The sequence below is a fragment of the Haloplanus sp. genome (assembly GCF_028275055.1).
In the GTDB taxonomy this organism is placed as follows: Archaea; Halobacteriota; Halobacteria; order Halobacteriales; family Haloferacaceae; genus Haloplanus.
Genome location: NZ_JAQCNJ010000101.1, coordinates 1 through 13,385, shown reverse-complemented (window position 1 = coordinate 13,385; position 13,385 = coordinate 1). Strand labels below are relative to the sequence as shown.

Here is a 13,385-nt window from a genome sequence, read left to right as displayed (position 1 = left end):
AACCCGCATTCGGACCCATCTCGAGGACCGCGGCATCACCGCCGATTCGAACGCGTTCCGCATCGTCGACGCCTCGGGCGCACCGGGCGACGACGATCCGATCGTCCACCGTGTCTCCTCACCGGCTGATCTCACCAGCATGGGTGTCGAGTTCACCGAGGCCGTCGACGGGATGGGGACGCCCGACCGCCTCCGACTCGGCTTCGTCTCCATCTCGACGCTCCTCCAGTACGTCGACTCCGAGCGCGCGTTCTCGTTTTTGCACGTTCTCTCCCGGCGAGCGAGCGCCGCCGGCTATCTCGGCGTCTACAGTATCGACCCGACGACCCACGAGGATCGGTTCGTGAACGTCGTCACCTCGATTTTCGACGCCGTTATCGAACTTCGGGAGGTCGACGGTGACCGAGAGGTCCGGATCCGAGGGCTTCCCGACGTCGACGCCGAGTGGACGGCCTTCCCCTACTAACCGTCCGAATCGACGTCGTGGCCGTACACCGCGCGGGCGACCGCCGCCGACAACGTCCCGAGACGCAGGTCCCGAGCGACGGCCGCCGCGTCACGGTCGGTTGGATCACCGAACCCGCCGCCACCCGGCGTGCGAACGCTCACCACGTCGCCCGCGTTCAGGTCGTGTGTCGCCTTGCCAGCGATCCCGGTCTCGTCGCCGTTGGCCCGAACCAGGCGGTCCGCGCCAGCGCTCCCGGGGTCGCCACCGGCGACCCCATACGGCCGGTGTCGCCGCCGGTCCGCGAGCAGGCTGAACACCACGTCGTCGGTCAGGACCTCGATATCCCGTCTGAGTCCCAGCCCGCCACGGAACTCGCCGGCGCCGCCTGACTCCGGCCGGTACTCGTAGCGCCGGATCCGGAGCGGGTATGTCGTCTCCAACACCTCGGCCGGCGTGTTCCGTGTGTTGCTCATATGGACGTGAACACCGTCCATTCCGTCGGCACCGGCCCGCCCACCGAACCCACCCCCCACCGTCTCGTAGAAGGCAAAGGGCTCCCCCTCGCGGTCGGCGCCGCCGAAGGTGACGCTGTTCATCGTCCCTTGGCCGGCGGCGACCGCTCGCTCCGGCGCTTCCAGACCGAACGCGCCGAGTAGCGCGTCGACCACCCGTTGCGAGACCTCCAAGTTCCCGCCGACGACCGCCGACGGCGGCTGTGCGTTCACGATCGATCCCGCCGGCGCTCGGATCTCGACCGGCCGGTAAGTTCCCGCGTTCGGTGGCACGTCCGGATCGGTTACGCAGCGCACCGCGTGGTACGTCGCCGAGGCGGTCACCGCAAGGGGTGCGTTGATCGGCCCGGCCACCTCGTCGCTCGTCCCCTCGAAATCGACGACGACCCTGTCACCGTCGACCGTCACGGCGACTGCGATCCGGAGGTCCTCGTGGCCCAGTCCGTCGTCGTCGAGATAGTCCTCGAATCGGACGGTCCCGTCCGAGAGCTTCTGGATTTCGGCGCGTATCCGTCGCTCGGCGTACGCCTTGATCTCGGTCGTCGCCGCCCGGACCGTGTCGAGACCGCGTCGGGCCACGAGTTCGCGGAGTCTGTCGACGGCCGTTCGATTGGCCGCCCGCTGAGCGCGGAAGTCGCCCCGTCGCTCCTCAGGCGTCCGCACGTTGGTCAGCAGCAGGTCGAACACGTCCTCGACGGGGTTGCCGCCGTCGTAGAGTTTCACCGGTGGGACGCGAAGCCCCTCCTGATAGATGTCCGTCGAGTCGGCCGCGACGCTTCCCGCTTGGGCGCCGCCCACATCGGCGTGATGCGCGCGGTTCGCCGCGACCGCCACCAGTTCGTCGTCGACAAAGACCGGCGTTACGAGCGTCATGTCCGGCAGGTGTGCGCCCCCGTGGAACGGATCGTTCAGGAGGATCGCGTCACCCGGCGACAACGACGACGGGGGAAACGCCTCGATGGCTGCCGTCACCGAGTATGGCATCGCGCCGAGATGAACCGGAATGTTCTCGGCCTGGCTGATCAGCTCCGCTCCCTTCTCGCCGTTCACGACATCGAACAGCGCACACGAACAGTCCCGTCGGTCCTTGATGTTCGGCGAGTACCCCGTGCGCACGAGCGTCGCGTTCATCTCCTCGGCGACGGCGATGCAGGCGTTTCGCAACACTTCCAGCGTAACGGGGTCGATCCCGTTTCCGGTCTCGCTCACGGCTCGATCACCACGTTACCGACGTCGTCGACCCTCGCGTTCGCGCCGGACGGGACGACGGCCGTGCTCTCGGCACCCTCGATCACGGCAGGACCGTCGAGCGTCGCCTCCGGCCCCAGCGCCGATCGATCGTAGACCGGCGTCTGATCGGTCGTCCCACCGATCGTCGCCCGCCTGACCGTTCTGGGATCGGGGTCGACAGTCCCGCCGTGGTCCGTCGACAGCGCCGGCGGATCGACGATTCCACGCGCGCGGAGCCGGATCGTCACCAGTTCGACCGGTTCCTCCGGCGTGGCGTGTCCGTACCGACGCTCGTGGCGGTCATGGAACCGATCTGCGACGGCCGTCAGGTTCCGTTGTCCGAGACTTCCCTCGGGAACCTCGACGCGGAGGTCGAACGACTGTCCACGGTACCGGAGGTCGACCGCGCGTTCGATCCGCTGTCGGGCGGACGGGAATCCCTCGGCCTCCAGACGCTCCGCGGTCTCCGCTTCGAGTCGATCAAAACGGGTGGTCAGTTCGGCCGGGTCGACCTCAGCCCACGGCCGGACCGCGGAGACACCCTCCTCGTGGACCGCATCGCTGATGAGTAGCCCGAGCGCCGAGAGAACGCCGGCCGACTTCGGAACGACCACGCGGGGCACACCGAGCTTCTCCGCGAGTTCGGCGGCGTGGAGCGGCCCAGCTCCGCCGTACGCGACGAGCGTGAACCCGCGGGGGTCGTGGCCGCGTTCGACGGAAACGACCCGCAGTGCACGTTCCATGTTGGCGTTGGCCACGTCAACGATTCCGCGGGCAGCGGCCTTGACGTCCAGTCCGAGCGGATCGGCGACGGACTCCCGGACCGCCTCGCGGACCGCCGCCTCGTCCACGCTCCTCTGGAAAAACGTTCCGGGGTCGATCCGCCCGAGCAACAGGTGGGCGTCGGTCACCGTCGGGTCGGTTCCGCCGTGACCGTAACAGATCGGACCGGGATCGGCCCCGGCGGACCGGGGGCCGACGCGGAGGCTCCCGCCGCCGTCGACCCACGCGATCGATCCGCCACCCGCGCCGATGGTGTGGATATCGACCATCGGCACCGTCACCGGGTAGTCACCGACCTGTCCTTCGGTGGTGACGACCGGGTCGCCGTCGCGCACCAGCGACACGTCACAGGAGGTGCCACCCATATCCATCGTCAACACGTCGTCGTAGCCCCCCTCACCCGCGACGTGTGCCGCTCCACGGACCCCGGCTGCCGGCCCCGAGAGAAGCGTATCCACCGGCCGTTCTCGGGTCGCGGCCGCCGATGCGACGCCGCCGTTCGACTGCATGACCGTCACCGAAGCAGGGACGCCGGCGTCTGCGACGCCGTCCTCCAGTCGGCCGAGATACCGGTTCAGCACCGGCTTGAGCGCGGCGTTGATCGACGTGACCAGCGTCCGTTCGTACTCCCTGATCTCCGGCAACACCTCACTGGACAGGGATAGGTCACCGTCGACGCCCTCCTCGCGGAGTATCTCCGCCATCCGGCGCTCGTGGGCGTCGTTCTCGAACGCGAAGACGAAGGCGACGGCGACGCTCTCGGCGTCGCTCTCGCGGATCGTTCGGGCCACCGCTCTGGCGTCGTCCTCGTCGAACGGTTCGATGACCTCTCCCCGGCGGCCGAGGCGTTCCGCTACCTCGAACCGACGGTCTCGACGGACGATCGGCGAGGGGGGCTGAGCGTGCAGATCATAGAGGTCGGGTCTGGTCTGTCGACCGATCGCGACAGCGTCGCGGAACCCCTCGGTCGTGACAAGCGCCGTCTCGGCCCACTCACGTTCAAGCAGCGCGTTCGTCGCGACGGTCGTCCCGTGGGCGAAGAACCCGACCGTCCGCGGATCGACCCCTGCATCGACCGCCGCGGTTACCCCGTCAAGAACACCCTCGTCGGGCGACTCGGGTGTCGATGGCACCTTCAGTACCGTGATGCCGTCGCCGTCGGCGACGACGACATCGGTGAACGTCCCACCGACGTCGACACCAAGACGGACGTCGGTTACCATACCCGTTTCTCTGTGGGTTCTCGGGTATAAATCTCCGGCCGAGGCGGCAAATTGAAGCGACCGGCCTCCCAAACAGTTGGTATGAGCACGAACGTGCCGCAACTGGAGGATCTCGGTCGAGAACTCGGCGAAGCCATTGCGGACTCGCCGGCACACGAGCGGTTCGAGGAGGCGCAGGCGGCGGTTCAAGATGACACCGACGCACAGGAGAAAATCGCCGAGGTCGAACGGCTTCGCGACGAGTTCGTCGCCGCCCGTGAAATGGGTGAGGCGACACAGGAGCAGATCCGGACGCTCCAGCGCGCCCAGAACGAACTCCACGAGATGCCCGTTATGGAGGAGTTCCTCAACGCACAGGACGCCCTCCAACGCCAACTCGAAGAGATCAACCGCTCCATCTCCGACCCCCTCGCGGTCGACTTCGGCGGCGAAGCCGGTGGCTGCTGTCAGGACTGATCGGTCGCCGAACCCGACCCGCAGACCGCCCCGGACGCGATAGTTCGGTGGCCCGGCAGGTCCAACCAACCCGAGCCTCGGCCGGCGACGGCCGGTCCGTGATCCCACGCGTTTCTACCGGCTGGAACTCGGAGGCGACTCCTGCACGACCGTGCGGTCAGTCGAACCGTGTTTTCGGCCGATAAAGGCGGTGCCGACTCCGGACACGCCGTGGCCGAGCCGTGGAGGCCCACAGCCGACCGGGCCGCGTGGTCAAGAGCGGTTCGGGGGCTGAGGTGTGTGCCACCGGAGCGGAGAGAACAGTCGACCGTGCCACACGCCACGGATCCCCGCTAGCCCCTCGCATTCATACCCGATAGCGGGACCACCACACCCCATGCTTGCCATCGCCGGAGGCAAAGGCGGGGTCGGTAAGACGACAACTACGCTGGGACTGTCGACGGCGCTTGATGCCCCCGTCGTCGTGGCCGACGCCGACCCGGACATGCCCGACCTGCACGCACTCGCGGGCGTCGACCGCGAACCGACGCTTGCCGACCTTGACGCGGCCGGCGTTGACGCCGTGGCACAGCCACACCCCGCCGAGCCGGCGGTTTCCCTGTTGCCCGCCCCGCCCATCGACGAGGCCGACGCGGTCGACCGGTCGCTGAGGCGGCTCGCGGCGGCCGACCGTCCCTCGGTCGTCGACTGTCCCGGTGGCGCTGGCCCCGACGCCGCCGCGCCCCTCCGTGTAGCCGACACCGCCGTTCTCGTCACGACACTCTGTGCGCCCGCCCTCCGCGACGCGGCCAAAACGGCGGCCATCGCCCGGACACTCGGCACGCCGGTTCGGGGTGTGGTGCTGACACGGACGCGGGCGGCCCCCGACGCGGTTGCCGAACTCCTTGGCTGTCCGATTTTGGTATCGGTGCCCCCGACTGACCCCCCGATTCTCGGCGACGACGCGGTCCGTGCCGCCTACGACCGCCTCGGCCACACGCTGGGAGAAGACATAACATGATCCCCGGTCTGAGTACCACGTATGGCATCTCGTCTCCCGACCGGCATCTCCGTCCTCGACAGACGACTCGACGGCGGAATTCCGCCCGGGAGCATCCTGCTTTTGAGTGCCGATCCGGCCAGTCAGTCCGAGTCGTTGCTGTACGAGATCGCGGCTGCACGGGGGACGCTGTACGTGACGACCGTCCGCTCCGAGCAGGCGGTTCGGGACGCAGTCGACCGCTACCGTGGGGGGATCGACCGCCTCTCGGTTCGCGACGCCGGCACATACCCACCGATCGACAACGCCACCCGATTGGTGAAAGACCTCCCCGAGAGCGCGAACCTGATCGTCGACGTGGTCGACCCATTGGAGGACGCCGAACCGACCCGGTACCGGACCTTTCTCAACGAACTGCAGACGCATATGGTCAACACGGGATCGATCGCGGTTTTGCACGCGATGCACGGCGAGGACACCTCGAACCGGTCGCTCACAGAGCACATGGCCGACGTGGTGTTCGACCTCCGAACCGACACTTCGGGCTCACAGATCGTCAACCGACTCGCGGTCCCGAAGTTCCGGGGTGGGAGCGCCCTCGAGGAGACCATCAAACTCAAACTCACTGACGGGGTCACCATCGACACCAGTCGCGACATCGCCTAAACGGCGAGATAGCCGCCGGTTGCGACGGTGACGACAACGGTGACGAGGACCCAGAACCGCGGATCCTCGAACGTGCTGCCGGTCGATCCCTTGCCGAAAAAAAGGTAGCAAAAGTACACCGCTATCGGCGAGAGTCGAAAAAGGGGACTCGCCGTTACATCCAGCCCGTACCGGAGTGCGACCGACAGCGCGACGGCACACCCTGCGGCAACGGCCGCGACCCGGAGGTCAGACACGGCTTCGGCCGGGAGGTCCATACCGCCGAAACAGCCGGCTGGTACAAGAGTTCGGTGGTTACCCGTCGAGGTCGCCGCCCTCTTCGATCTCCTCCACAATCTCGTCGGCGTCGACATCGACGTCTTCGAGCGCATCCTCGACGTCCTCGCCGCCGGCACCGCCCATGCCGCCCATCATACCGCCCACCGAGCCGCCCTCGATGGTCTCCTGAATAATAACCCGGTCGAGGCCGAGCTGCTTCGTGACCTGCTGAGCGATCTGTTGTTTCTGAAAGAGCCACTGCTGGTTCATGGTCATCTGGGACGTGGCTTCGATGTACAGTGTCTCCTTTTCGACCGTCTGCATCTCGGTTTCGTATTCGGGGGCGTCCTCGTCGTCGGACTCGACCTCGACCGGCCGCTCCTCTTCGACCTCGTCGGTCTGGACCCACACCTCCGGCGTGTGGTCGAGGTACATGCTGAGCAGGCCGCGAGCGCGGTCCGCGAGGTCGTCGACAACGTTGGCGATCTCGTACTCGTATTCGAGGTCCTCGCCGGCCAGTGGGTGATTGAAATCGACGCGGGCGCGCCCACCCACGATCGTCTCGATGCGGCCCTGCTGGCCGTCGACGGTCACGGGTGCGCCGGGATAGCGGTCGTCCTCGTCGATCTTCTCGGCGCTGATGGTCCGCACGTCGTCCGGGTCGAACTCGCCAAACGCCTCGACGGAGTCGATGTGAACGGTGCCCTCGTCGCCGATACCTTTCCCGATCAGATCCTCGTCGACCGCTTGGAAGAGGTGGCCGGCGCCGATAGCAACGGTTCGGGGTTCGAACTCGTGGCCCTCCTCGTCGATGCCGGCTTCCTCGGCGATGTCCTCGCTTGTCGTGTCGACGACCTGGTCGTCGCCTACGGTTCGGATGGTGTATTCCAGTTCGACGAAGTCGCCCTCCTGCAGGCCGGTGGCCTCGTCGGTCTCGCTGGCTGTCTCCGCGTCGGGATCATCGGCCGCGTCTGCGTCGACCGGCTCGTCGGCCGATTCGGCCTGTTCATCACTCATACACGCTACAACTCCCGTGCGACCCTTAAGAATCACGTTTCACACCGCGAGCCACGACTCCGGTGGCTTTTTTCCGACCCCTCGCCACGACACGGTATGTACGAGGTCGAACTGAAGCTCCGTGCGGGCCACGAAACGGTCCGAGAGCGGTTGTCGACGCTCGGTGCGGAGAACGCCGGGGCGGTCACGCAGGTCGACACATACTACGACGCACCCCACCGCGACTTCGCCGAGACGGACGAGGCCCTCCGGATCCGACGCGAGGAGACCGCGGACGGATCGACGACACGCGTCACCTACAAGGGACCGCTCGTCGAGACGGCGTCGAAGTCCCGCCGCGAGGTCGAGACCGGCGTCGGCGACGCCGACGACTTCGATTCGATACTCAACGCACTCGGGTTCTCGCCCGCCGCGGTCGTCGAAAAAGAGCGTGACCGGTACCGTCTCGGCGACTACACCGTCACCCTCGACACCGTCACCGACCTCGGCCAGTTCGTCGAGATCGAACGCCACGCCCCGGAAGCCGACCTGGAAACGACCCGCAGAGGCGCCGCCGACCGCCTGCGAGACCTCGGTCTCGACCCGGACGAACAGATCCGCACCTCGTATCTCGGTCTCCTCTTGGATTCCCAGTAGTAATATTGACGTAGCGAAAGGTTTCCGCAAGTTATAGACTACGGCGGCGAGAACGTTCGCTAATGAGCGATCGGAACATTCGCATCGAGTCCGTCGGCCGGCGCGCGGTCGAGGACCAGGAAGTTGAGATCGTCGAACGGAAGGGCATCGGCCACCCGGACTCCCTTTGTGACGGCATCGCCGAACACGTCTCCCGTGCGCTCTCGAACCTGTATCTCGACCGCGTCGGCAGGGTTCTGCATTACAACACCGACGAGACACAGTTGGCCGCCGGCAACGCCGCGCCCGACTTCGGTGGCGGCGAGATTATCGAACCGATCTACGTTCTCGTCGTCGGGCGCGCGACCCGGACGTACGAGGCCGACGACGGTACCGAACACACTCTCCCCGTCGACTCGGTTGCGCTCTCGGCGGCGCGAGACTACCTCGCTGAGGTCGTCCCCGAACTCGACTTCGGGACCGACGTGGTGGTCGACACCCGACTCGGGGAGGGAAGCGGCGACCTCCAGACCGTTTTCGGCGAGGAGAACGCGACCGTCCCGATGGCCAACGACACGAGCTTCGGCGTCGGACACGCACCCCTGACCGAAACCGAACGCATCGTTCTCGACGCCGAGGAACAGCTTAACGGCCCGTACGCAGCCGACAACCCCGAACTCGGTCCCGACGTGAAGATCATGGGCAAACGCGAGGGCAACCATATCGACCTCACGGTGGCGGCGGCGATGATCGATCGACATCTCGACGGCGTTGAGGCGTACCTCGACGCCGTGGCGGACGTCCGCGAGTCGGTGACCGACCTCGCGCGGGACCGAACCGACCGCACCGTCGCCGTTGAGGTGAACACCGCAGACGACCCCGAAAAGGGAACGGCTGGTATCTATCTGACGACGACAGGAACAAGCGCCGAACAGGGTGATGACGGCTCCGTCGGTCGAGGGAACCGCGCGAACGGCCTCATCACCCCCAACCGGCCGATGAGCATGGAGGCGACGAGTGGGAAAAACCCTGTCAACCACATCGGTAAGATCTACAACCTCCTCAGTACGCAGGTTGCCGAGGCCGTCGTCGACGAGGTGAGCGGCATCCGCGACTTCCGGGTCCGCCTCCTCAGCCAGATCGGTCGCCCCATCGACCGCCCACACGTCGCCGACGCCTTCGTGGTCACGGAGGACGGTGTCACACTCTCGGATATCGAGACCGACATCGAAGCCATCGTCGACAACGAACTCGCCGACGTGACCTCGATCACCCGGCAGGTCGTCAACGGCGACCTCCGGACCTTCTGATTCCGAGACGGTCGAGTCCGATTCGACGGCCCGACCGGCCGAACACCGTAGATCCCGGCGGCGCGTGGCCGGTGTGACCGTTACCAACGACGCGCACGCCGTTGCTTCCGTCCCTCACCGTTCTCGTGGAGTTCGATGCCAGTGGTTCAAACAACCGCGAGGCTCAGGATAACACGACACGCCGCCACCGGGAAAGCCCCACAGTCCTCGATACCCGCCGACCGGCGCAATCGATTTAGGCGTGTGTACCGATTTCGCGACCGTGACACAGGTGTGCATCGTCGGGGCGTCCGATGTCGACCTCCGGTACGAACTCCTCTCCCGGGAGACGTCGCGGGCGGCCCTCGCCACGTACGACCTCCACGAGCCCTACGAAAACACCGTTGCCGTCGACACCGTCAGCCTCGGGGCCGCCGTCTCGCTGCTGAACGATCTGAACTGGTATCTCGTCCGCTTCGCCGACGCCGCCCTGATCCGCGAACCGAGCATCTCGACCACGGAGTGGCTCTCCCGCGAGTTGGCCGGGGAGGTCCGCGAGGGCACCCGCGATCCGGAGGAGACCGCCACCCACCTCCGTGTGTATGGTCTCGTCGCCGACGAACTCGTCGAACCGATGTACGCCACGCGAGTCGGCAACACCGTTCCGGAGTACGACCTCCAGGTCGTCGACGACAGCGTCGTCGTCCGGGTGACCGAAGCCGAGTTCGGCGACTAGTCGAACAGCCCCGTCGACATGTATCGCTCGCCGTTGTCCCAGAACACCGTCACGACCAGTGGCTCCCGTGCTCCGCTGTCGTCGGCCAGTCGCTCGGCCACTCGCTTTGCGCCGATACTCGACGCCCCGCTTGACTGGCCGACGAGGAGTCCCTCCTCGCGGGCGAGACGGCGACACTCCGCCTCTGCGTCCGCGAGCGAGACATCCTCCACGCTGTCGAGGAGGTCGACATCGACGTTCTCCGCGACGAACCCCGGACCCATCCCCTGAAACTCGTCCGGCCCCGGCTCGCCGGACAGAAACCGGTTCGTATCCGGCTGGACACCCACCACGCTCAGCTCCGGGTAGGCCTCCTGCAGACGGCTGCCGGTCCCCGAGATGGTGCCCCCGGTACCGACGCCACAGACCAGTGCGTCGATCCGGCGGTCGGTCTGTTCGAGAATCTCCTCGCCGGTCGTCCGGTAGTGTGATTCGGGGTTCGCCGGGTTCTCGAACTGGTGCATCTGAACCATCCCCTCCGCCTCCAGTTCGTCGGCGCGTTTCCGAGCGGCGTCTATCTCGCCGTCGACGAGTTCCACCTCGGCCCCGTAGGCTTGCATGATCGCTCGACGCTCGGGTGACTTCGAAGCCGGCATCACGACCGTCACGTCGTACCCCTTCGCGGCGCCAACGACGGCGAGCCCGATGCCCGTGTTCCCACTCGTCGGTTCGACGATGGCGTCGCCGGGTCCGAGTTCGCCGGCCTGCTCCGCGGCTTCGACCATCGCCTTTGCCGGGCGGTCCTTCGCCGAGCCGCCAGGATTTTTCGACTCGACTTTCGCCGCCACCGTCGTCCCCGGTGGGGAGTCGATACGGACCAGCGGCGATCCGATGGTGTCGAGGATGTTGTCGTGCATTGGTGCTCGGTTGGCGGTCGGTGCCTAAATCGGTGGTGGGACTCACCCGATCCGCGAGAGGACTCGTTTTTCGAACGCCTCGGGATCGAGCGTTTCGACCCCGTTCTCGGCCGCTCGTTCTCGCTTCCGGGTTCCGGGGTTTTCGCCGACGACCAGGTAGTCCGTTTCGCCGCTGACAGACGACGTGACACGCGCGCCGTGGCGTTCGAGCAGATCGGAGAGCTCCGACCGGGTGTAGCCCGGAACGCTCCCGGTGAACACCACGGTCAAGCCGTCGAGTTCGCCGTCGCCGTTGCCGTCGCCGGCCCGGCGTTCCGGCGCCACCGCCGCTGCCAACCGCTCAACCGTCTCCACGTTCGCGGGCGTCTGGAAAAACGCGGTCACGGCCTCGGCCACCTCCGGGCCAACGTCCTCGACCGCCCGTAGCGCCTCGGCGCTCGCGTCCATCAGTCGGGACAGCGGGAACGCCGCCGCGAGCGCCCGCGCCCGCTCGGTCCCGACGTGGCGGATCCCGAGGGCGTAGAGAAAGGTCCCGAGTGTGGCGCCCTCGCTCGCCTCCAGTTCCGCGAGGAGGTTGTCGGCGGATCGCTCACCCCACCCCGACAGCTCCGTCAGGGCCGCCCGATCGAGGTCGTAGAGGTCGGCGACGGAGTCGACCAGCCCCTCGTCGACCAACTGTTCGGCCGTCCGCTCACCCACCCCTTGGATGTCCATCGCGTCCCGCGAGCAGAAATGCTGGATCGAGCGTTTGAGTTGTGCCGGACACGACGCGTTCGCACAGAAGTGATACTCGCCTTCCTCAACCACACGTCCCCCACAGACCGGACAGGTTTCGGGCATGGCGAAGCCGGCATCGTCGGACTCGCCCGCGGCCGGACCGGTCACCTCGACGACCTCCGGAATCACGTCGCCCGCCCGCTCGATCCGGACGGTCGCGCCCTCACGGACCCCCAACTCCCGGACGTGGGTGGCGTTGTGGAGCGTCGCCCGACTGATCGTGACGCCACGCACGTCGACAGGATCGAGCAGGGCAACCGGCGTCAGTTTCCCCGTCCGACCCACCTGAACGACGATTCGCTCGACGGTCGTCTCGCCGGTTCGCGCGGGGAACTTGTATGCGAAAGCCCACCGCGGGTGACGCGCCGTCGACCCTAACCGCTCCCGCGCCGCGAAGTCGACCACCTTTGCGACGACGCCGTCGATTTCGTACTCGAGGTCCGCCCGCTCGTCCATGAGTCGGTCGCGGTAGTCGAGGATACCCTCGATGTCGTCGACGACTGCCGTCTCGTCGTCGACGCGAAACCCCAGGTCACGGAGCAGGTCGACGGCCGTTGTCTGGGAGCGGAGCGTCGCCGACGTCTCGATCACGTCGTAAAAGTACACCTCCAGTGGCCGGCTTGCGACCGTCTCCGGGTCGAGAAGGCGAATCGTCCCCGCGGCGGCGTTGCGGGGGTTGGCGAAGGGGTCGTCGCCGCGTTCGATCCGTCGCTCGTTCAGGTCCTGAAACCCGGACCGGGGCATGTACACCTCGCCTCGCACCGCGAGCAGATCGGGCCCGTCGGGTAGTCGCAGGGGAACGCTTCCGACCGTTCTGAGACTCGCGGAGACGTCGTCGCCTTTCTCGCCGTCGCCGCGTGTGACCGCCCGGACGAAGACACCGTCCTCGTAAACCACCTCGATCGACAGCCCGTCGAACTTCGGTTCCACGGAGTAGTTGACCTCGCCGACCGCCTCGCGGATCCGGCGGTCGAACTCGCGGATCTCCTCGGGGTCGCCGGAGGACTGTAGGCTCAACATCGGCGCGACGTGTTCGACCGTCTCGAGTTCATCCAGTGGCTCGCCACCAACCCGTCGGGTGGGCGAGTTCTCGTCGTCGAGGTCGAAGGCCGCCTCCAGTTCCTGTAGCCGGTCGAACAGCGTATCGTATGTCCGGTCGGCGATCACCGGATCGTTCGCGACGTAGTAACGGTAGTCGTGGTAGCCGATCGCCTCCCGTAGCCGTTCGGCCTGCTTTCGAGCCGCCCTCTCCTCCATTCTTTCGACCGGGTCGAACGACGTGTCCGGCGTTTGCACGTACGGGTTGTCGTCTGGTTCCTCGACCATCGCCTCGGTTCCACGGGTGGCCGCCGGGTAGGAATAGGTAGCGACTCGGCCGTCGCCGAACGCGGAGGTTAACACCGTGGACGTGGTAGCTTCTCACATGCTCGAAACGATGCACCCCGACGGCGAGTGGGACGGCGACGACGACGTACGCGAGACACTGGGTCGCGAGGGGCT

Annotated in this window: 13 protein-coding genes; 7 read left to right on the top strand and 6 right to left on the bottom strand. The window is 66.8% G+C overall.

Annotated elements, in window-relative coordinates:
* The coding region (locus Q0925_RS12140; RefSeq protein WP_349254409.1) for a DUF7504 family protein at window positions 1-466 on the top strand (466 nt) is incomplete at its 5' end.
* On the opposite strand, the gene Q0925_RS12135 is transcribed toward Q0925_RS12140, so the two are convergent.
* Both Q0925_RS12135 and Q0925_RS12130 read right to left on the bottom strand, forming a co-directional pair.
* Window positions 463-2,091, bottom strand: coding sequence for a hydantoinase B/oxoprolinase family protein (locus tag Q0925_RS12135; protein ID WP_414652118.1), 1,629 nt, complete (start codon window positions 2,089-2,091; stop codon window positions 463-465). The two genes, Q0925_RS12140 and Q0925_RS12135, sit on opposite strands and share 4 nt — an antisense overlap.
* 74 nt (window positions 2,092-2,165) lie before the next feature.
* Window positions 2,166-4,196, bottom strand: coding sequence for a hydantoinase/oxoprolinase family protein (locus tag Q0925_RS12130; RefSeq protein WP_299335888.1), 2,031 nt, complete (start codon window positions 4,194-4,196; stop codon window positions 2,166-2,168).
* Between the two features lie 81 nt (window positions 4,197-4,277).
* Between Q0925_RS12130 and Q0925_RS12125 the strand changes: the two genes are divergently transcribed.
* The 3 genes from Q0925_RS12125 to Q0925_RS12115 all read left to right on the top strand — a co-directional run bounded on the left by Q0925_RS12125 (window position 4,278) and on the right by Q0925_RS12115 (window position 6,297).
* Window positions 4,278-4,652, top strand: a complete 375-nt coding sequence (locus tag Q0925_RS12125; protein WP_299335886.1) for a YlbF family regulator — start codon at window positions 4,278-4,280, stop codon at window positions 4,650-4,652.
* A gap of 376 nt (window positions 4,653-5,028) precedes the next feature.
* Entirely contained in the window at window positions 5,029-5,652 is a 624-nt protein-coding gene (locus Q0925_RS12120) for a MinD/ParA family ATP-binding protein (RefSeq protein ID WP_299335884.1), read from the top strand.
* A 21-nt stretch (window positions 5,653-5,673) separates the two neighbouring features.
* Window positions 5,674-6,297, top strand: a complete 624-nt coding sequence (locus Q0925_RS12115; protein WP_299335882.1) for an RAD55 family ATPase — start codon at window positions 5,674-5,676, stop codon at window positions 6,295-6,297.
* On the opposite strand, the gene Q0925_RS12110 is transcribed toward Q0925_RS12115, so the two are convergent.
* Window positions 6,294-6,554, bottom strand: a complete 261-nt coding sequence (locus tag Q0925_RS12110) for a hypothetical protein (RefSeq protein WP_299335880.1) — start codon at window positions 6,552-6,554, stop codon at window positions 6,294-6,296. The two genes, Q0925_RS12115 and Q0925_RS12110, sit on opposite strands and share 4 nt — an antisense overlap.
* Window positions 6,555-6,591: 37 nt before the next feature.
* Window positions 6,592-7,572: an FKBP-type peptidyl-prolyl cis-trans isomerase gene (locus Q0925_RS12105; RefSeq protein ID WP_299335877.1), complete on the bottom strand. Its 981-nt coding sequence runs from the start codon at window positions 7,570-7,572 to the stop codon at window positions 6,592-6,594.
* Between the two features lie 96 nt (window positions 7,573-7,668).
* Here Q0925_RS12105 and cyaB point away from each other — a divergent pair, with 96 nt between their 5' ends.
* From cyaB to Q0925_RS12090, 3 genes are all read left to right on the top strand, one after another.
* The gene (gene cyaB / locus Q0925_RS12100; protein WP_299335875.1) at window positions 7,669-8,208 is read left to right on the top strand and encodes a class IV adenylate cyclase; all 540 of its coding nucleotides are present in this window, start codon (window positions 7,669-7,671) and stop codon (window positions 8,206-8,208) included.
* Window positions 8,209-8,270: 62 nt separating this feature from the next.
* Entirely contained in the window at window positions 8,271-9,497 is a 1,227-nt protein-coding gene (locus tag Q0925_RS12095) for a methionine adenosyltransferase (protein WP_299335873.1), read from the top strand.
* A 262-nt stretch (window positions 9,498-9,759) separates the two neighbouring features.
* The gene (locus Q0925_RS12090; RefSeq protein WP_299335871.1) at window positions 9,760-10,212 is read left to right on the top strand and encodes a DUF5804 family protein; all 453 of its coding nucleotides are present in this window, start codon (window positions 9,760-9,762) and stop codon (window positions 10,210-10,212) included.
* Here the strand turns inward: Q0925_RS12090 and Q0925_RS12085 are convergent.
* Together Q0925_RS12085 and ligA are read right to left on the bottom strand one after the other, a co-directional pair.
* Entirely contained in the window at window positions 10,209-11,108 is a 900-nt protein-coding gene (locus Q0925_RS12085; protein WP_299335869.1) for a PLP-dependent cysteine synthase family protein, read from the bottom strand. The genes Q0925_RS12090 and Q0925_RS12085 overlap by 4 nt on opposite strands.
* 42 nt (window positions 11,109-11,150) lie before the next feature.
* Window positions 11,151-13,211, bottom strand: coding sequence for an NAD-dependent DNA ligase LigA (ligA, locus tag Q0925_RS12080; protein WP_299335867.1), 2,061 nt, complete (start codon window positions 13,209-13,211; stop codon window positions 11,151-11,153).
* Between the last annotated feature and the right edge of the window lie 174 nt (window positions 13,212-13,385).